17 protein-coding genes and 2 pseudogenes are annotated in these 19,151 nt (G+C 61.1%); 13 read left to right on the top strand and 6 right to left on the bottom strand.

Annotated elements, in window-relative coordinates; genetic code table 11:
- Positions 1–103 precede the first annotated feature (103 nt).
- Positions 104–976, bottom strand: coding sequence for an AraC family transcriptional regulator (locus M3I53_RS35925; RefSeq protein WP_254320521.1), 873 nt, complete (start codon positions 974–976; stop codon positions 104–106).
- A gap of 186 nt (positions 977–1,162) precedes the next feature.
- On the opposite strand from M3I53_RS35925, the gene M3I53_RS35920 reads away from it, so the two are divergent.
- From M3I53_RS35920 to M3I53_RS35905, 4 genes are all read left to right on the top strand, one after another.
- Positions 1,163–2,710, top strand: coding sequence for a sugar ABC transporter ATP-binding protein (locus tag M3I53_RS35920; RefSeq protein WP_254320520.1), 1,548 nt, complete (start codon positions 1,163–1,165; stop codon positions 2,708–2,710).
- A 106-nt stretch (positions 2,711–2,816) separates the two neighbouring features.
- The gene (locus tag M3I53_RS35915; RefSeq protein WP_254320519.1) at positions 2,817–3,824 is read left to right on the top strand and encodes an ABC transporter permease; all 1,008 of its coding nucleotides are present in this window, start codon (positions 2,817–2,819) and stop codon (positions 3,822–3,824) included.
- Positions 3,825–3,854: 30 nt separating this feature from the next.
- The gene (locus M3I53_RS35910; RefSeq protein ID WP_254320518.1) at positions 3,855–4,961 is read left to right on the top strand and encodes a substrate-binding domain-containing protein; all 1,107 of its coding nucleotides are present in this window, start codon (positions 3,855–3,857) and stop codon (positions 4,959–4,961) included.
- Between the two features lie 137 nt (positions 4,962–5,098).
- Positions 5,099–6,358, top strand: a complete 1,260-nt coding sequence (locus M3I53_RS35905) for an LVIVD repeat-containing protein (protein ID WP_254320517.1) — start codon at positions 5,099–5,101, stop codon at positions 6,356–6,358.
- 909 nt (positions 6,359–7,267) lie between these two features.
- Here M3I53_RS35905 and M3I53_RS35900 read toward each other — a convergent pair.
- Both M3I53_RS35900 and M3I53_RS35895 read right to left on the bottom strand, forming a co-directional pair.
- A complete protein-coding gene (locus tag M3I53_RS35900) occupies positions 7,268–7,519 on the bottom strand; it encodes a diguanylate cyclase domain-containing protein (protein ID WP_254320516.1) in 252 nt (83 codons plus the stop codon).
- A complete protein-coding gene (locus tag M3I53_RS35895; RefSeq protein ID WP_254320515.1) occupies positions 7,516–8,766 on the bottom strand; it encodes a diguanylate cyclase domain-containing protein in 1,251 nt (416 codons plus the stop codon). Before M3I53_RS35895 ends, M3I53_RS35900 begins: the two co-directional genes overlap by 4 nt.
- 821 nt (positions 8,767–9,587) lie before the next feature.
- Between M3I53_RS35895 and M3I53_RS35890 the strand changes: the two genes are divergently transcribed.
- The 4 genes from M3I53_RS35890 to M3I53_RS35875 all read left to right on the top strand — a co-directional run bounded on the left by M3I53_RS35890 (position 9,588) and on the right by M3I53_RS35875 (position 11,664).
- The gene (locus M3I53_RS35890; protein WP_254320514.1) at positions 9,588–10,067 is read left to right on the top strand and encodes a hypothetical protein; all 480 of its coding nucleotides are present in this window, start codon (positions 9,588–9,590) and stop codon (positions 10,065–10,067) included.
- Between the two features lie 120 nt (positions 10,068–10,187).
- Complete coding sequence (locus tag M3I53_RS35885) at positions 10,188–10,385, top strand: hypothetical protein (protein WP_254320513.1); 198 nt, start codon at positions 10,188–10,190, stop codon at positions 10,383–10,385.
- Positions 10,386–10,727: 342 nt separating this feature from the next.
- Positions 10,728–11,030: a hypothetical protein gene (locus M3I53_RS35880; protein ID WP_254320512.1), complete on the top strand. Its 303-nt coding sequence runs from the start codon at positions 10,728–10,730 to the stop codon at positions 11,028–11,030.
- Between the two features lie 382 nt (positions 11,031–11,412).
- Positions 11,413–11,664, top strand: a complete 252-nt coding sequence (locus tag M3I53_RS35875; protein WP_254320511.1) for a hypothetical protein — start codon at positions 11,413–11,415, stop codon at positions 11,662–11,664.
- On the opposite strand, the gene M3I53_RS35870 is transcribed toward M3I53_RS35875, so the two are convergent.
- Positions 11,651–11,878, bottom strand: coding sequence for a hypothetical protein (locus M3I53_RS35870; RefSeq protein WP_254320510.1), 228 nt, complete (start codon positions 11,876–11,878; stop codon positions 11,651–11,653). The two genes, M3I53_RS35875 and M3I53_RS35870, sit on opposite strands and share 14 nt — an antisense overlap.
- A 714-nt stretch (positions 11,879–12,592) precedes the next feature.
- On the opposite strand from M3I53_RS35870, the gene M3I53_RS35860 reads away from it, so the two are divergent.
- The 3 genes from M3I53_RS35860 (at position 12,593) to M3I53_RS35850 (ending at position 14,166) form a co-directional block, all read left to right on the top strand.
- On the top strand, positions 12,593–12,829 hold the full coding sequence (locus M3I53_RS35860) for a type II toxin-antitoxin system ParD family antitoxin (protein WP_254320509.1): 237 nt from the start codon (positions 12,593–12,595) through the stop codon (positions 12,827–12,829).
- On the top strand, positions 12,826–13,164 hold the full coding sequence (locus tag M3I53_RS35855; RefSeq protein WP_254320508.1) for a type II toxin-antitoxin system RelE/ParE family toxin: 339 nt from the start codon (positions 12,826–12,828) through the stop codon (positions 13,162–13,164). Before M3I53_RS35860 ends, M3I53_RS35855 begins: the two co-directional genes overlap by 4 nt.
- Positions 13,165–13,524: 360 nt before the next feature.
- Positions 13,525–14,166, top strand: coding sequence for a nucleotidyltransferase domain-containing protein (locus tag M3I53_RS35850; RefSeq protein ID WP_254320507.1), 642 nt, complete (start codon positions 13,525–13,527; stop codon positions 14,164–14,166).
- A 173-nt stretch (positions 14,167–14,339) separates the two neighbouring features.
- On the opposite strand, the pseudogene M3I53_RS35845 reads toward M3I53_RS35850, so the two are convergent.
- Positions 14,340–14,585 (bottom strand): annotated as a pseudogene (locus M3I53_RS35845) (transposase); the annotation flags it as partial.
- Positions 14,586–14,677: 92 nt separating this feature from the next.
- On the opposite strand from M3I53_RS35845, the gene M3I53_RS35840 reads away from it, so the two are divergent.
- Positions 14,678–14,977, top strand: a complete 300-nt coding sequence (locus tag M3I53_RS35840) for an H-NS histone family protein (RefSeq protein WP_254320506.1) — start codon at positions 14,678–14,680, stop codon at positions 14,975–14,977.
- A gap of 1,132 nt (positions 14,978–16,109) precedes the next feature.
- A complete protein-coding gene (locus M3I53_RS35835) occupies positions 16,110–18,443 on the top strand; it encodes a bifunctional diguanylate cyclase/phosphodiesterase (RefSeq protein WP_254320505.1) in 2,334 nt (777 codons plus the stop codon).
- A 281-nt stretch (positions 18,444–18,724) separates the two neighbouring features.
- Here M3I53_RS35835 and M3I53_RS35825 read toward each other — a convergent pair.
- Positions 18,725–19,151 (bottom strand): annotated as a pseudogene (locus M3I53_RS35825) (Crp/Fnr family transcriptional regulator); the annotation flags it as partial.

Raw genomic sequence — 19,151 nt, 5'->3', positions numbered from 1 at the left:
GATCTGTTCCGGTTTGCTTTTCCAGCGCGCGTCAAGTATTCGCTTCGGCGGGCTGGCGCCGGTACTTGATCCGCAAACTCACCCACTCAGAATTTTAGAGGCATTAGACCTCGCTCTCGATGCGGCTCCCCATCGCATTGTTCGAAACGACTGTCCCATTCAGGAAGTCGCGTGTGTACGAGCTGGGGGTTTTGCCTGTGAACGAAGAAAAGGCCAGCGTGAAAGCGGCCACGCTATTGAAGCCCACTTCCAGAGCCGTCTGCGTGACGGACAGGCGCTTGCGGGTCATCAGTTCGATCGCGCGCGCCATGCGCAATTCCTGCAAGAAGCGGCGCCAGCTCATTCCCAGCTCGTCCTGGAAGTATCGGCGCAAGGTGCGCACCGACGTGCCCGCCGCTTCCGCCGCCAGTTCGATAGTCGCTGAGTCCAACCGCGTGCGCGTATAAGCGATCGCGCGCTTGAGCGCAGGCGACTCGCCGAACGGAATCCACATCATGCGCGAGCACTCGAACCAGTCCTTGCATAGGAGGCCGAGCGCCTGGAAGTAAGCGTTGGCAATCGCGTCATCTGCGGCGCGTTCACGGCCCCAGCGCAGCGCATAACCGAACATTTCGCGCGTCAGGCCGCTGACCGGCGCTGCCCAGCAGCCTTCGTGCTGCCACACCGTATGTTGTGGGCCAAGGTGGACCACCACCACTTCCGCATCGGCGCTGGTGTAGAGCCGGTACGGCCTGCTATGCGGGATAAAAACCATATGGGCGGGCAACAGCAACCACTGACCGTGCGGCCCTTCAAGTTTAAGGCGCCCTTGCTTGACCCACAGGATCTTGTTCTTCGGGTCGCCACGCGAGCCGATCACCGCCTTGCCCGGTTCCGCGCGTTCGACACATTCCGGCAGTGGGTCGCCGCATCGGAACGGGTTGACGGGATCGTCCTCGGGCATTGCCCAGTCGGTGAGTTCGTCATTCTCTTTCATGGTGTCTCACTCCATTCTTACGCTTTTTACGGTCATTCCGGCTGGCCGTTTTTCGATGTGGGGTTGGCCGATTTTCGATGGGCGGCCAAGAATGTCTAGTCCAATAATAGCAAAAACAAAAGGACCGTATGACAAACACTAAATTCGGCCAACGGCTGATTGATGGAGTGAGACATGTCTACAACGATGCAAAGCGCGGCCGGGCCGCATGCAGCACCGCGTATTCCGGTGCTCGAAGTGCGCGGCGTGGGCAAGCGGTTTGGCGGCGTGGCCGCACTCGAGGGCGTCAGCTTCGACGTTGCCGCTGGTGAAATCGTCGCGTTGCTTGGCGAAAATGGCGCCGGTAAATCCACCCTGATCAAGATATTGGCCGGTGTGCACGCGCCGTCGAGCGGCACGCTGCTGTTTCGCGGCGCGCCGACGGATGCGCGTGCCATGCGTGGCCGTGTCGCGTTCGTGCATCAGGATCTGGGGCTCGTCGACTGGATGACGGTGGCCGAGAACATCGCGCTCGCAACCACCTATGCGAAGCGGCGCGGTTTGATCTCGTGGGAGAGAGTGCGCGCGTCCGCCGACGCGGCGCTGTCGCTGGTGGGCGGCGACATCGATCCTGAGCAGCGCGTATTCACGTTGTCGCGCGCGGAGAAGTCACTGGTGGCGATCGCGCGTGGCCTCTCGAGCCGCGCCGATCTCCTGGTGCTCGATGAACCGACGGCAAGTCTGCCCGAAAGCGAAGTGCAGCGCCTGCATCGCGTGCTGCTGGACCTGCGCGAGAAAGGCGTTGCAATGATCTATGTATCGCATCGGCTGGACGAGGTGTTTGCTTTATCTGATCGCATTGTGGTGCTGCGCGATGGCCGGCGCGTTGCGCAGCAGAACACGGCCGACACCGCGCCTGCCGAATTGATTCGCCATATTGTCGGGCGCGAACCCGAGTCGCTGTTCGTGCGGCCGCCCGCGCCGGGTGCGGCACCTATTGCATTGTCGGTGCGCAGGTTGCACACGGAAGAAGCCGGACCGCTGAACTTCGATGTCCGCCGCGGCGAGATTCTCGGACTGGTCGGCTTGCGTGGCGCCGGGCATGACTCGCTCGGCAAGGCGCTGTTCGGCGCCGCGCCAATCCTCTCCGGCACCGTGCTGCTCAACGGCGAGCAGGTGGACTTGTCCTCGCCCGGTGCAGCCGTTGCGAACGGCTTGTGCCTGGTGGCCGGCGACCGTTACGGGGAGTCGATAGGACCTGGCCTCACCGTTCGCGAGAACCTCTTTCTCAATCCTCGTGCGAGCGGCCGAAAGGGGCTGAATATGCGCTCGGCGGCCAGCGAAACCGACGAAGCGCTGGCGCTTGGACGACGTGTTGCGTTGCGCCCGAACGATCCGGCGGCGTTGATCGAAACGCTCTCTGGCGGCAATCAGCAAAAGGTCGTGATCGCGCGCTGGCTGCGTATTGGCGCCCATGTGCTGATTCTGGAGGACCCTACCGCAGGCGTCGATATTGGCGCCAAGGCGGAAATTTATCGCTTGCTTGGGGAGGCAGTGCGTACCGGGATGGCGGTGGTGCTGATCTCTTCCGACTTCGAGGAGACCGCCCAGATCTGTCATCGCGCGCTGGTGTTTCGGGCGGGCGGGATTGCTCGCGAGTTGTCCTACGACCAGCTCAGCGTGTCGGAGCTGCTCCATTGCGCGTCGCTTGATTATGGCGTGACGCCCGCCGATGTCGTTTCCCCTACTGCTTGAGGTACCCATGCAATCGCTCAAATCCAACGCGCTCGAGCCTACGCGCCGTGAACTCGCCGGCCTCTCGCCGTTCTCTCGCTTGGTGCGCCTGTTGCCCGTATTCGGCTTGCCGATTCTCACGCTCGCACTGATCGCGCTGTTCTCGCTGATCCTGCCCGACACGTTTCCCACTTTACTCAACGTGCGCTCGATCGTCGGCGATAAATCGATCATCGCGATCCTCGCACTTGCCGCGATGATCCCGATGGCAACCGGCCGCATCGACCTGACAGTGGGCTACGGGATCGTGTTGTGGCACATCCTCGCCATCAGCCTGCAGACTTCCTACGGGATCGACTGGCGGGTTGCGGTTGTGATCGTCCTTGCGCTTGGCGCGCTGCTGGGGTTGCTCAACGGGTTGCTGGTCGAAGTCGCGCAAATCGATTCGTTCATCGCCACGCTGGGAACGGGCACCGTAATTTACGCCTTCGCAATGTGGCATACCGGCGGGCGCCAGGTCATTGGCACCTTGCCCGACGCATTCACGTCCATTTTCACCACGTCATTATTCGGATTGCCAATCGCTGCAACGTACGTGGCGGTGATCGCAGTAGTGTTATGGATAGCGTCCGACTATCTGCCAATGGGCCGTTATCTCTACGCAATCGGCGCCAACCCGCGTGCTGCCGCGCTCAACGGTATCCCCGCGCGCCGCTATGTGATTCTTGCTTTCGTCAGCTCGGGCGTGTTGACGGCTTTCGCCGGAATCGTGCTGGCGGCCAAGCTGCGCATCGGCCAGGCGAGCGTCGGACTCGACTACCTGCTGCCCGCACTGGTTGGCGCGTTCCTTGGCTCGACCACGATCAAGCCGGGCAGGGTCAACGTATGGGGCACGGTGTTCGGTGTGTCGATCCTGGCGGTCGGCATAGCGGGAATCCAGCAGCTGGGTGGCGACTTTTACGTCGAACCTCTCTTCAATGGCGCCACGCTGCTGGTTGCAATCGGTATAGCTGGGTACACGCAGCGCCGCCGCCTCAGCCCGCGCGAGCCCATTAAAGCCGCTGTGCCGAGCGAAACCGATGGATCCGCGGGAGCGTTGCCGCCTGAGCCGTTACCCACTGAACGTAGCGAGTGAATCGCACTGACATAACTAACAGGAGATACCATGAAGCAGCGTCTGATCATTCCCCTCTGTGCCGCGCTGGCCGCATTTTGCGCATTGAACGCACGCGCTGACGACACGTTTCTGGCCGTTGCCAAGGCCTACACCGCACAGGCGACGAAGTCGGGTCAGCCGTGGAGCGGACCGACCACCGGACCCGTTGCGCAGCATGGAAAGACAATCGTGTTCGTATCGGCAGATCAACGCGACAGCGGGCCGCGCGGCGTCGGGGAAGGTGTCAAGGAGGCGGCCGGTGCAATCGGCTGGAACTTCCGCCTGATCGATGGCCAGGGGTCCATCTCCGGACGTTCGGCCGCAATGAACCAGGCTATTGCACTCAAGCCAGACGGCATCGTGCTCGGCAGCGTTGACGCGCGGGAGCAGGCTTCGTTGATCCATCAGGCCGTTGCGCGCGGTATCAAGGTCGTAGGCTGGCATTCGCTGCCGAAGCCCGGCCCTGCTCCGCAGGAAGGGTTCGTCACCAACCTGGCGACAGACCCGCTCGACGTGGCGAAGGCCGCGGTGATGTACGTGATCGCGCAGTCGAACGGCAAGGCGGGCGTAGTCATCTTCACGGACTCCACCTATGAGATCGCGACTGCCAAGTCCAACGCAATGGCGGATCTCGTCAAGAAGTGCACCGGTTGCCAGTTGCTGAAGATAGAGGACACGCCGCTGTCCGACACCGCGACGCGCATTCCGCAACTCACCTCAACCATGCTGCAACACTTCGGCGCGAAGTGGACCTGGGCGCTGTCCATCAACGACATGCCGTTCGATTTCATGTCGCCCGCGCTTCAGCAAGCCGGTTACAAGAGTTCCGGGCCACTGCTTGGGGTCTCGGCAGGCAATGGCAGCGAGTCGGCGTTCCAGCGTATCCGCACCGGCCAATATCAGGCGGCTACGGTGGCCGAGCCGGTGTCGCTGCATGGTTGGCAGGCGGTGGACGAACTGAACCGCGCGTTTGCCGGGGCGCCGGTCAGTGGCTACACGGCGCCGGTGCATCTGGTTACGGCAACCGATATTGCACACGACGGCGGGAAGATGAACCGCTATGACCCGGACAATCGTTATCGCGATGTGTATCGGCGCATCTGGGGTGTGAAATAACCGACGGCGCCAATTTTTTTAGAAAACTTCAACCGTCTATTTGGTATTCCGTATTACATGGGATCTTCCGCTGTCTGGATCGTGAGGGCAGCATGGGGGAACGAACGCAGCAGAATTCCTGAGCCCACAATCTAGCCATGACTGATATTGAATTACCCGTTTCTGATTATTCCCACAATATGAGCTTGATTGGTCACAGCGATCAGGGTGGGCGTGCCGACGGTGTGCAATTGATGGTTCATCGAGGTTACGCCTACATTGGCCATATGTTTTCGAAGGGTTTCAGTGTCGTGGATGTCCGGGACCCGAGACGTCCCGCTACGGTGGCCTACGTGCCCGCACCGCCGAACACATGGAATATCCACTTGCAGACGCATGACGATTTGCTGCTCGTCATCAACGCAAAGGACATGTTTGCGGCCGCCGAGTTTCAGGATGAACGTGCGTACTACGAGGGCGCGCTCGGCAAGAAAGTCGGTACCGCACAACGCTCGTCAGGTGAGCGCAACTGGCGTGCGGGACTCGCAGTGTATGACATCTCGAAGGGTGACGCGCCGCGTGAGATCGGCTTTATGCCGGTCGAAGGCGGGGGCATTCATCGCATCTGGTACACGGGTGGACGCTGGGCCTATGCGTCGGCGTTGCTTGACGGCTTTTCGGATTACATCTTCATCACGATCGATATGTCCGACCCGTGCCATCCGCGCGAAGCAGGGCGTTTCTGGCTTCCCGGAATGCATGTTGCCGCCGATGAAACGCCATCGTGGCCGGCGGCGCGGCGCTACGGCCTTCATCATCCGATAGTCCACGGCGACACGGCATATTGCGCATGGCGCGACGCCGGGCTGGTCGTGCTCGACGTGTCCGACCGTACCGCGCCGAAGCTGATTACACACCGCAACTGGTCGCCGCCTTTCGGTGGCGGCACGCACAACTGCCTGCCTTTGCCCGACCTCGATTTGCTGGTAGTGCTCGATGAGGCGGTACTCGACCATCAGGAGGACGGGGAGAAATTCATCTGGCTATTCGATGTCCGCGAGCCGTCCAATCCGGTCAGCATCTCGACGTTTCCATCACCCCGCGAGATCGAATATCGGCAGAAGCCCGGTCATTTTGGTCCGCATAACCTGCATGAAAACCGGCCGGGCAGCTTCGTCAGCTCCAGGCTGATCTTCGCGACCTATCAGAATGCGGGCGTGCGAGTATTTGACATCAAAGATCCGTATCGGCCGCTCGAAGTCGGAGCGTTTGTGCCACCGCAGCCGGCGCAATTAATGGATCATCGTCCGAACCGGGCCAATGTGATCCAGTCCTCTGATGTATTCGTCGATGCAGAAGGGCTCGTGTATTCAACCGACTACAACGGCGGTCTCTACATTCTCGAGTTTCACGGTTAAGCCGATGAATACGCGCAGGTGCCGATCGATAAAGCGTGGTAACACGTGAACGCAATTGTACTAAACCGCTGACGCGGTAGTGGGAGGTGGGTACAGGTCCATGGCTGACGTTTCATGAAGAGGCTAGTCTGGCGCTGAACCCCCGGCGAGGTGGTGAGCGGTATCACCAGGAGCAGTATGTGGACGCCCGGTTGGGCATTCCACCCACTGCTTCCGGGAGGCTCGCCATGACGTCACTGCGTCAACGCATGCATATCGATCGTACCTGCGTCAGCAACCGGCTCGATCCGCTCAGCGTCGCGCAAGGTGACCAGCCAGACGTTCAACAATCTCGACGACCATCGCCCGGTCATTCCGTTGAGCGTCGCAAGCAGCTGCCCCACGCCTGGGGCCGTGAATTCTCTCCGCGGCGCGGAGAGAATTCCGCGTCGACGAACCGGGAGTGTTTCGCCCGGGCGGCACTTCCGGTACGCGGGCTTGAGTCATGGGAATTGCGGACGTTGTGAGTCCGCCCGCGCGGCCGCAGGCGGCGTCAACGCGTTGAAGACGGCGACCTACCAGATCGAACGACGGATCGTGGGGTTCGAGCGGGGCGGCGAGGGAAGGGCTGCGTATGAAGTGGCGTAACTCAGGCCGAACGCCGTTGGCTGTCAACCAGCGCGGCAAGGAGGACCGTCTTCAAGATTTGCCAGTCGTCTTCCGAGTCGTGCGAACCAGAACAGCGCTCGAGTCTGCGGCCATCAGAATTTTCTGGAGTACGAACAAACGAGATTTCGAAACGTTCCCGGCCCGATTGGTGCCGATCTGAGTGGGTCGAATGATGTTCCTGACCGACTGTCGCCAGATCGTGGTCTTAATTTCGGATATCTAAAGGTGTTTTCCCGGCATCGGGGGTGCGTTGCGTGCGCGTCACGCGGCAACCTCACCTGGCATCGACGGCAAGGAATTGGCCCGGCTGCGCTCCTTTGCGACGTACATCGCCCGGTCTGCCGCTTTTACAACATCCGCCGCGCGGTCACCGGGCTGCAATACCGCGACGCCGAGACTTGCGCGTATGCTGTATTCGCTGCCATGCACGTTGATGGGCACCTCCAGCCCCGACGTGATGCTGGCGGCAATCTGTGATGCGACTTTGCGCTCGTAATCGTCTTCGACGATCACGAGAAACTCGTCGCCGCCCAGCCGTCCGACCGCGCACACCCTCGCGTCGCGTCGGTCAGTCGTCGCGCGATCTCACACAGGATCGCATCACCAAGATGATGCCCGAACGTATCGTTGAGTTCCTTGAACCGGTCGAGGTCAACGAAGATGACGGCAACCCGGCCGGTTGCATTGGGTCTCACTATGGCCGCTTCAAGCCGGTCCATGATGCAGCCGCGATTCGGCAGGCCGGTGAGATGGTCCGTGTGTGCCACCTGCCGCAACGCTTCCTTGCCTTTGATTAGCTTGAGGATCAGAGCGGTGATCCACGTCGACAGTCCTACGAGAATCACTGAAATGACGCTCGCCATGGTCAGGTACACGCTGCGCATCTTCAAGTAATCGTCCAGCGCTTCCGCAACTGACAACCCTGCTACGACCATCAGCCCATACTGCTTTAACTCGCGGGTTGCGACGATGCGCTCGACGTGGTCGAGAGGATCGATGGAATCGTCGCTGGTATTGCGCGCACCGAAGTAGCCGTCGGGCAACGCGTCGCCTGTGTGGCTCGGTGCATCGCCCGCGCGGCGCGAAAGTATGAAACCACGCCGACTCAACACCGCGATCATGCCGTGTTCGCCGAGCGCGGCATTCGTATAGAAGCCGTCAGTGAGCCACGCCGGATTCTCCGACACGACCACGACGCCGCCGAAGCTGCCGTCCGTGAGGTTGATGCGCCGCGTGGCCTGGATTGACGTCTGACGCGAAATCCGGCCAATGACCGGACGGCTGAGAAAGAGCCCGACAGCCGCGCTCTCGCGGTGCACCCGAAAATGCTCACGGTCGCTCAGGTCAACCTCCCCGGAAAACGGAGTGGTCGATACGATCACGCGTCCGTCTGTGCCCACGATCGTCACCTGCAACGCTGTGTCAGCGGTGATCAATCCGTAGGCCTGGTATTTCTTGATGTCGAACGTCGTGGGCGAACTCTCGTACCCGAACTTGAGGAGCCGCGCAATCGCGTCGACGTCGTGGATCGTTTTGAGCGTGTGCGTTTCCAGCGCGCTCGCCTCTGTTCGCGCCGCGACGCGCGCATCGTTAAGCGCAGCGTCTTTTTCGACCCGCAGTCTCTCGAGGATCGTGATCCACAACACGGCAAGGATCAACATGGTCAGTACAGGCAGCAGGATGAGCGCCCATTGCGGCGCGACGCCTCCCTCGAAGCCAGTCGGCCAGATTCGTCTGAGAATTGTCTGCAGTTTGCCCACGTCCGGCCCCGTTTCTTGCGCGAGCCGTACTGGCTGCTGGCTGACGCTCTAGCGCGTCGACATGACACCGAGAGAAGAAGGGCCTTGCCCTTCGTTTTGCTGCACCGTTATAACGGCAGGCTCGCCCGGAAGTTGATGGCCATTTACGAAACAGCACGGATGGGCTGGGAGTAACGAATCTTGAGGCCTTCGTTTCGCATGTGGTGTCGTCGGTTGGCGCCAGCCTAATGCCGCTACAGGCAACCCGCTGTCGTCGCAACAAAGCGCTGATGCCTGAACTTTCGCCAAGGTCGGCCGACCCTTTTGCCAGCAGACTCGCCCGCTAGATGCGGTCCCACGTCGAGGTGGACGTGCGTCCGGCGGAGTGCGTTGTCGCCCGCAAGGGGCTTAACATGAAAGCGTCATGGACGCGAATCAAGATCTCTGTCGGCGGGCTTTCACGTCCAGGTATCCAGCCATGAGTGTATCCGCCGTGGAAAAGGGCAGCGCGGCCCGGAAGAGCATTGGCGGTCTGACCTGTCACCGTCGGCATCGAACCCCGATCGACCGGAGCCTGGATCAAAACCGGTGTGCTCACAACGTTCGCGCCCTATGTGACGGAACCCGCATGGCTGTGCGTCAACTGCCCGAGGTTGCAGAACCAGCGTTCTCACATATAGGGGAAACCCCGATCAAGAACAATGAATGGTGTGGATTTAACAAAGTTAGAATGAAGTCTCCAGATTGTTCGGCGCGCGTCCCCGGAGTCAAGGGAGCCGGCGTGCCGACGATCGGCCGCGGTGGCAGCGGCCAAGCCTGTTGGTGAGTCCCTGGAGCCATTCGTGAGTAGTCCTAAAGTGAAGTCATTTGCCACGAGCGCGGCCTGTGCCGCTGCATCCCCTGTCATTGCCGGCTGTCTGGTTGCCGGTTTCAGTGAACTCGCGCGATTGAACCTCTCGATGTACGAGGCTTCACTCGTTGGCGCGAAGAACACCCGCGATAACATCCTGCCCTCGCAGACGCCGCGGGCGCGTGCCTGGAATCTGACCGGCAGTTTGCCTCCGTTCGCCGCCCAGTTCTTCGCGACTCCTGGCGCTGCGCTCGACATAACGCTGCAAACGTCGAGCTCGCTCTACCGGCTTGCCCTTGAGGGTTATGTCGAAACTGCCGGGTCGCGACAGCGGCAATTGCTGCGGCGAATAGAAGCCTTGGGGTCACCGGCGCCATGGGTGAATCGGCCGTTCATGTTCCGGATCGTTCGGCTGGCGCCGTTGTTGCGCCGCCTCCTGATGCCTTGCACGGCATCCCGCACAAAGGTGTGAAATCCGTTTCTCCCAGGCGGCGAAGTCCGTCGCGCTAACGTAGCTCGCTGGCCGGCCGCTCCCGGCCGGCTCGCTGCTGGATACCGATTTCTTCTAAATGGCCCAATGCCAGGGAATGCCATGCTGAGCCCCCACGAACTTGCCACGCTGATGCTGGTGAAGGCTGCGCCTGAGCGGGTGGACGCTGGCCGCGAGGAAGTGGGCGTGCTTCGCGAACTCGAGCTGATTGCGATCGAGCGGCCCGATGCGGGCCGGACGCTGCCGCACGTGACCCCGCGAGGTGAGGCAATCCTGCGCGCCATTGCCCGGGCGCGCTGAGTGCAGGTACGCGGCCGACGTCCTGTCACGAACCCGGCCTGTATTTGCGATGCGTGCCGCCTGTGTCAGGGCGATTATCCTGGGACGAAATGAGGAGACTGACGTGGACCAAACATGGCTGGGTATGGCGGCCGGCACGATCGTGCTTGTTGTTGCTGTTGTTGGCGTGACCGCGCACTACGTTCGTGAGCGGCGTCGGGCTGATCTTCTACGCAATCTCGATCACCATGACTGGTGGCAAAGGCCCCGGTCACGGCGGTGAAATGCACAGCAGGTAGCTCCGAATGCGGAAAAGGTAGTACGCACGAGAACGATGTGGACATACGCAACAGGGAATCAATCGTGAGCAGCGAATTTGTCGAACGGGATCTGGCGCATATCAGGAACGTTCTGAGCCATCTCGAGCATTCGGCCGACGACGTTCGCGCCATGGAGAAGGGGACGGTGGTTAGCCTGAGCTACTGGCGCGCGAGGGTCCAAGGCATTCTGGCAATGTCTTTGCTTCCCATGCACATTGAAAAGCAGGCAAAGGATCTGCTCGGCCGTCTCGACCGACTTGAGTCAGCAACTCCTTGCGCTGGGGCTGCCTGCAATGGCAGTTCGTCGTTACCGGCGCCTCGGGTAGCAGGCGGCCATTCGCAATGACGGTACCTGTCCGTACGAGGTCAAGCACTCTGTCCTCGCGAATGGTGCGCCGTGGGAAAGCAGAACGCTTGCCGATGGCAGTCGTGTCTGGCGCGCGAAAGTCTGCTCGCCGTCCGATACGGGCCGAAGCTGTCTCACGCACGGCGAAACGGCCCAGGTTCCAAAGCTCAGTCATGCCACTACTGGCTTTACGAGCCATCACCGCTGCCAGGCACCAGACCGTTCCTCTGCGAACTGGGGGCGCGAAAGAGCAGGCAAATGAGGTTTGAAGCTCGGCGTGCCGCATATACCGCAGCAACGCAAGAAAATGAAGGTCGGCACGTTGGATTGCCGCACCATTGAGTAGTACTTGGAAACCGAACGATGATCAGGAGGCGAGGCGATGGGACAACGTAGCGAGGATGTGCTGGTGCGCGTGTTAAATATCGATGCCGAGATAAGGGGCCGCCTGGACCGACTTGCGGAAATGGAGCGTAGCGCCGAAGGTCGCCTGGCACCGTGGGTCGATCAAGCGCGAAGCGTCCTGCGAACGGACCTGGGCATGTTGAGGGCGCGCCGCGAAGAGCAATTTCTCAGGCTGACTGGGCTGGCACCCTGCCACCAGCCCGGTCAGGCACAGGCTAAGTTGCGCTGACGCGATGCTCCTCTACCCAGCCCATCGCACGCTCCCGAGCAAACGTCATCGCTTCGTTTTCGTCGATAAAATTGTCATCGAGACACAGGTCATGGATATCGTCGTCGAATGAGCCGTCCGATGACGGGACGAAGATTCTTGCATTCGCCACAATTCTTCCGTCATCGATGCTTGCGCTCATGCTGATCAGGCAAGACTGAAAAATGAATTGCATGGCTGGCTCCGCAAACTTGTCACGTGCAGAGCGCCGCGCAAATCCCGTGCCGAGCTTCGCGAGTATCGTGTTTGCTGCGACGTGAGCCACTGTAAGAATCGTCCACCCGGTTACCGGCAGGGCCTCTCGGCGGCGCAGAGAGTGGCCAACCTACCGACAGCACCTGTGAGCATTCGCCCGCCCGGTGACAGATGATCTGAGTTGGTACGCGGGCGCGGCGTGGGCAACATGTGCCTCTCATTCCCACGAAGACCGGTCGACACCGGCTCCGCTGGTTGGTGCGACCCACGCTGGAACGAGCATCCGGTAGGTGCCAATACCTCGGTCGGTGAGGATGATCCGGCCGCGCCTGTCTCAAGCGACGCCACATACCGCAGCACGTCCTCGGTGCGCCCCTCAGAAACGAGCTGTTCGGCCGTCTTGGAGTTGAAGATGGGCAGGTCTCGCTGCGATACCAGAAAAGCGCTAAACGTCGCCGGACACGTCCGCGGCGGAACGAATGACGCGCAGGGCCTCCCGCGCGGAAGCGCTGCATACTTTCGGCGCCCGGCATCCCGCTTAACGTGGACATGCGCCTGTCTGGCCAGCGTCTGCAGGTCGATGTGAACGGCATCGACGTAGCGACGCGCCGAAACGATGGGTGCGTCGCTGTCACGCACACCGCACAATGCCCCTGGTTTGGCAAAATTTGCCAAGTCTGATAGACTGATCTGCATGGGCACGATGAACATTTCCCTCCCCGACTCGCTGAAGGAATACGTCGACGAGCAGGTGGGCCAGGGGGGCTACGGTACGAGCAGCGAATACGTCCGCGAACTGATCCGTAAGGATCAGGATCGCAAGCGCCTGCGCGGAATTATCCTGCAGGGTGCCGCATCGGGCCTCGCGGATCCAGTCGATTCCGGCTACTTCGAATCACTGCGTGCCCGCGTGCGCACGTCGCGTAAATGACGACAAAGCCCGTCGTACCGACGAGGCTGGCCACGCGGGACGTGGAAGACGAGCTGACCTGGTATCTGGTAGACGAAGGCTCGGAACAGGCCGCACTCGGATTCATCGCGGAGATCGAGCGGGCGTACACTCATCTCGCTAAACATCCGAACATTGGATCTCCTCGTTACTCGTACGAGTTGGATATACCAGGCCTGCGATCGTGGCCACTTGATCGCTACCCGCATGTGATCTTCTACGTTGAGCGCACCGACTACATCGAAGTCTGGCGCGTGCTTAACGGCAAACGCGATATCCCGTCGTGGTTGCTGAACGATGACAGCGAACTCCACTGACGCGTTCTGGGCGGTCGTGCTGTGTGAAGACACGTTATTGCCGATTGAAAATCGTCTGGCCATCTAACGTCCGATGTAGCGGGCGTGAAGAGGGCGGGCGTCTTGATCCCTGAAGCGTGAACAGCCGCCTCGCGACCGAGGGCATCGATACCGCGCGCGCCCGCCAGCTCGTGCTGCAGGATGTCCCCTAGGGCGGCCCGCTCGAAATCCTGAAAGAGACGGGTATTGACTTCGTGCCGGTGCCGGGGTTCAACAGGGGGGATCCGCCAACGTCGTTCAAATCGGTGCCGCGGACGCGTATTCACGTCGATCTGCCTGTGCCTTCGAAGGACAACACATCTCCGACCGTCGTCGGTTCGCGTGCCGGAACCCGCACGCTTCGCTCTCCACAAGATCCTCGTTTCGCGCTTGCGCACCAACCTGCTGGTCAAGTCGCAGAAAGATATCCAGCACGCGTGCGTGATGCTCGGCGAGCATAGAAGCGGCGATATTCGAACTCGCCTGCTCGATCTCCCAAGGTCCGCGCGCCCGATGGTTCGCCGTGCACTGCTGGGGGTACGCAGCATGCTTGAGACTCATGAGGGCGCACTATTCGGGTTTGAGGAAAGCATCGGCGCCGGACACGCCGTGCCTCACTTTCGGGCCGGAATTTCGGATGACCAACCACGCGTCCCGTATTCCATGCCGTCACCGCACATTGCGGGGGTGGATGCCGTCGTTCCGGTTGTTCGCGCATCCCACCGGCACGCTGCTCTGCGGTGTGGGGTGCGGTGCGAGCAATCGGGATGCAGGATGGGCGCTGACGCGGTGGCGAAGCGGTGCAAGTCGTGCAATCGCGATGATAAAACGAGCAGGCGAGGCAGGTCACAAAGTGATACGCGCAAACGTCCGCTTGTGGGCCGCGTTCTCGCAGCGCCAACGTTCGACAGGCAGATCGCCGAACCGTGGAGTTCATGTCTGATCGCGACGCATGGGCGGTGCGCGGAAGAGCGGTGCGCATGATGATGTCGAGGACGATCATTGGCGCGCCGCCAGTGGCGGCAGATCGATGTGGGCCGGGGTTCAATGAGAGCGTCGTCTGGTGACGGGCTGACCTCGGGTGCATCATGCAGCAGTTCGCGCGCCTTTGCGAGGTTGGCTCGACTCACTGGGTTGGCAGGCAGTCCGTAGTGAACGGGCGCATTGGCGTAGACCACCCATTCGCAGATACGCAGCGGCGCAAGCCACCGAGCAAATGTGGCGCGATCAGCGAGCCCGGTGTACTTGCCGAAAAACTGCAGCTGGCCATGCCGGTTGGCCACTTCGAGCGCTGCGAGGAAGCGCCGGCGGAACAGACTTGAGAGCACACGCACCGGCAGGACGAAGCCGGGCCGGCACGCAAGTCAGCGCTCGCCATCGGGCGAGAGTCTGCCGCCCGGTACCGTCCTTCCACGCTGTTGCAGGAACAGCTAGCAATCGCCCAAAAACGAAGCGAGCTAAGATCGCCATACCAAGTCCGCAGGAGGAACGAATCGTGGCGACATTCAAGGAACTGAAGGCGCAAATGGCCGCTCTCGAGGCGCAGGCCGAGGCGGCACGGGCTGCAGAGTACGAGGCGGTACTGGCAGATATCCGGGCCAAGGTTGTCGACTACGGGTTTACGGAGCGGGACATCTTCGGACGCAGGCGAGGCGCACGCACGAAGTCCAGCGCCGGCGTCGTGCCACCCAAATACCGTGACCCGAAGACGGAGGCGACGTGGTCGGGCAGGGGCCGGGCGCCAAACTGGATAAAGGATGCGAAGAACCGCGACCGATTTCTCATATCGCGCTGAATGCCAGTCGGCGCCACACGTGTTAATCCGCTAAAGTTCGTGAGCCGGCTGCCGAAAATGCTTGCATGACATATGAGCCACTGAGTTTTCCCTGGAACGATCCTGTCTGGGCTGAAGCGCGGGCGCTGGAAGCCAGCATCCGCGCGATCAGACGCGCTCAGGGCAAGCGCAATCCAGAAGACTTCCCACCGGGTAGCGCGGAATCTCTCGCAATGATGGAAGAGTTCGTGCGCGATATCGGTCGTGTGCTTGCGCTCGATATCAGCAACCTTGAAGGGGACGACGATGGCCATCTGGACGGAGCAGGTGCAACCGGGTCAGCGTGCCGCGTGAGGCAATGTTTCCCCAGGGCGCGCAACGATCTAGTCGCGCGACGTATCGTCGTGGGTTCTACCCTGGCGAGCCCTCGAGAGGCAGGGAGCTCTCCAGCGCCTTGCGACCAGAATTGATGCCCCGGACCGTTATTCCTTGCGATGGCCGTCCGCCAATCCTGGACACTGGGGAGTCGCGCACCAACATCTCGACCGGGCTCTATTGAGAATACTCTGCATCACGCTATTCGAGGTTACGCGACGGAAATGGAGCACCAACCGGCTGAGACGCGGCCATCCTGAAACGACGGGCTACGTCGGCCGCGTTCCTGCTGTGACGACAGGCGAGGAGTGGCGAAGAACTTGCGGACTACGGTTTTGCCGTCCCGGACATCTCTGGCCATGGCAACGGCAAGCGTACAGTTCCCGCTCGGGGCACGGTGCCGCGCAACAACCGGAACGTCAGTACGGGTGAGACTGGTTTGGCAAGCGGGCGCGACTGGCTGGATCAAGATCATGAAAAGCCGCGACACGAATCTGACAAGCGACCGGGTTTGGCGTCATACATCACATGGATTGCGGAGGTCCGTAGCGTGATGGGGCCGCCTTGCGAGGAGGGTAAAGTTTTACCTGTCTGCGTCGATATATCGAGAGAGGCTCCGTCCAGATAAATTGGCTTAAGGCATGTCATTCGCCAGTGGTGATGTTCATCTTCCTGCTTGCCTGGTCCCATACAATTCAGCTGGTCCGCGGAGAACGAGGCCACCACGTGCCTGGGTCGGGTTGCTCACACCCGGCTTTCCCAAGGATTGCGAAAGACCATGATTCGATTTTTAAGCTCGCCCTTTACCAGGCCGGCGCTGTTCATCTACGCAGGGATTGGAATTACGCTCGCGACCACCGGAGTTACGGTCGCCTCGCTTTACGAAATGAGGCTCGACGCGATGGCGCAGGCACGCGTTGCGGCGCAGAACCTGGTGATCTCGCTGCAAAAAGAGATCGAGCGTAATCTGGACATTTACCAGCTCGCCATGCGCGACGTTGCGACAAGTGTCGAGACCCCCGGCATCCTGCGGCTTCCTCCGGAGGTCCGGCAGCTCGTCGCGTTCGGTGCGGCCACCAACACGGCGGAGCTGGGTGCTCTCTTTGCGACGGACGCAGCAGGCACGCTGGTGCTCGACTCGCGTTCGATTCAGCCCCGCAAGATCAACGTCAGCGGCCGCGATTATTTCCAGATCCAGCAGCGCCAGGCGAGCGCCGACGTCTATATTAGCGCGCCTTTCCTGCCGTACGCCGCCGAACCTGGCATACCGCAGATCGCATTAAGCCGGCGGCTCGAGGAAAAGAACGGCCATTTCGCGGGCATCGTCGCCGGCACGCTTCGGCTCAGCTATTTCCGGCACCTCTTCGAAGCCTCGATACTTGGTCGGCACGACACGATTACGTTACTGCGCACGGACGGAACGGTTCTGATGCGCCGACCGTTTCACGAGGGTGACATCGGCAAGTCTCTCGCGGCCGGCCACTCGTTCGAGCCGCTCGCGCGATCCGGCCACGGCACCTATATCGATATCGCTGTGCTTGACCACATCGAGCGCCTGTATACTTTCCGGCGGATCGGAAGCTATCCGCTTGTCGTCGTGGTGGGCTTCGCGACGGACGAGATCTTCGCGGGGTGGCGCAAGCGGGCGATTGCGGTTGGTATCGTCACCGTCATCCTCGATGCGTTTCTGATCCTGTTGTCGCTGATGTTTGGCAGGCAATTGCGCAGGCGTCTCGCCATGGAGCGCCGCCTGAAGCGGCTTGCGTGGTTCGATTCGCTGACTGGCCTGCCCAACCGGGAGCAGCTTCAAAGAGAAGCTCTGCGGATTCTGACGAACGCCAACCGGAACGGGTCAACGCTCGCGGTGCTATTCATTGATCTGGACCGTTTCAAGCGCGTGAACGACACCCAGGGTCATGGCGTCGGCGATGAGGTCCTGAGTGAAATCGCACGACGCCTTCAGGACCAGATCCAGACTGGTGACGTAATGGGTCGCCTTGGGGGAGACGAGTTTCTCGCCGTTCTTCAGGACTGCGACGTACTCAAAGCCAAACATGTTGCCGGGCGCATTCTGCAGGCCGTGTACCAACCGATCCTTATTAACTCGAAGCAGGACGCCCGCATCACGATTAGCGCCAGCATTGGCATCGCGCTCTCGCCGCACGACGGGGAAGAGCCCGGCATCCTGTTGCGCAACGCAGATCTGGCGATGTACCAGGCCAAGAATGCAGGGCGCAACCAGGTGCGGTTCTATGCTCCCGAGTACGAGCGTCAGGCGAAAGAGCGGCTCGAGCTGGAAATCGCGCTTCAGCGGGCATTGCGAGAGAATGCCCTGAGTGTCGCCTATCAGCCCAAGGTCGATGCCACAGGGGTGCTGTGTGGTGTCGAGGCGCTCGTGCGATGGGACAACGACGGGCGGGACAGTATTGCGCCCGATCGCTTTATCGCCATCGCGGAGGAAAGCGGACTGATCGCGGAGATGGATACCTGGGTACTGGGCGAAGCCTGCAGGCAACTTGCGGCGTGGAGAGCCGAGGGCCTTGACGTACCCAACATTTCGGTGAACATTTGTGCCGCCGACTTCAAGCATCCAGACTACCCAGGCTTCGTCAGCGAAACGCTTCAATCTCATGGCCTGCTTGCTGCAGATCTGACACTCGAAATGACCGAGCGGGTCCTGTTCGATGAATCGGTTACCGACATTCGCGAGGCGCTCGAGGCCATCCATGCCTTAGGCATCGCGCTGTCGATCGACGATTTCGGCACGGGCTACTCGTCCCTGAGCTACCTCCACCGGTTCCCCGTCAAGGAGCTGAAAATCGACAAAAGCTTCGTGCAGGGCATTGGCAGAGACGCAATGGCGGAATCGCTGGCGCAAACGCTGATCCATATCGGCGAGATCCTGAAACTCACCGTCACCGCGGAAGGCGTAGAAACGCATGCCCAGCGCGACTTTCTGGGCACGCACGGCTGCCATCTGTATCAAGGTTTTTTGTTCTCACGGCCGCTCACACCTCACGAGTTCGCGCGCTGGGTGCGAGCGCTTCGGCCATGCTCCAAGTCTGGCGATCCGCACGCCCAAGCCATCCCACCTGGAGCCGCGTCCGCGTAGACAACGACGTCAAACAATCCCGCTCGTTCGACGCCGATTCGACGCAGTATTTTTCCGTCAGCCAGTTTTCACGGCCACGCGGCCATCGGGCCGACTGCTTATAGCAAGCACGAAACGGCAGCCAGCGACCGGGCATCGACCGCCCAACTTGCCGAATGACGCGAACGGATGCATGCCCTGGAGGTCCATCGACTCGGAGGCGAGCAGACCGTTGAGCCTGGCCTGGTCGCCCCATTCCAGCACGGCGGCGAGGCTCGCCAGATCCCTGCGTGTCTCCCAGCTCAGCGATCCGCCTGGCGCGCGCCAGGCGTCTTAAGTGCACGCACCGCTGCAAGCAGGCGCTGCTCGATGTCCTCGACTTCCACGGGATCGATCTTGATGTCGCGACGCATGACCCACGACACTTCGTTCTTGCGTGCGTCCGCCATCACCGAGAGCAGGCGCCCGGATACGGCCGGGTCCTCGATCGAGGCGAGCAGCTTCGCGAGATCGTAGGTATCGAGCGCGCTCACGGCTTCGAACAGCGTGCGCTGATCGACGAACAACAGATCGTCGAGCGCCTTGAGTTCGCCCGAGCCGCGGTTCGTGCGCTGCGAAAAATACGCGACGCCCTTTTGCTCGACGAAGTTGAGCACCTTCGACTTGCGGAACGCGAAGACCTCGTCGGCGATTTCGGCGTGCGAGAGCTTGTTGAGAATGACCTTGCGC

This window comes from Paraburkholderia sp. CNPSo 3272 (assembly GCF_024206495.1).
Lineage (GTDB): Bacteria > Pseudomonadota > Gammaproteobacteria > Burkholderiales > Burkholderiaceae > Paraburkholderia.
This window is presented reverse-complemented; position numbering and strand designations above follow the sequence as displayed.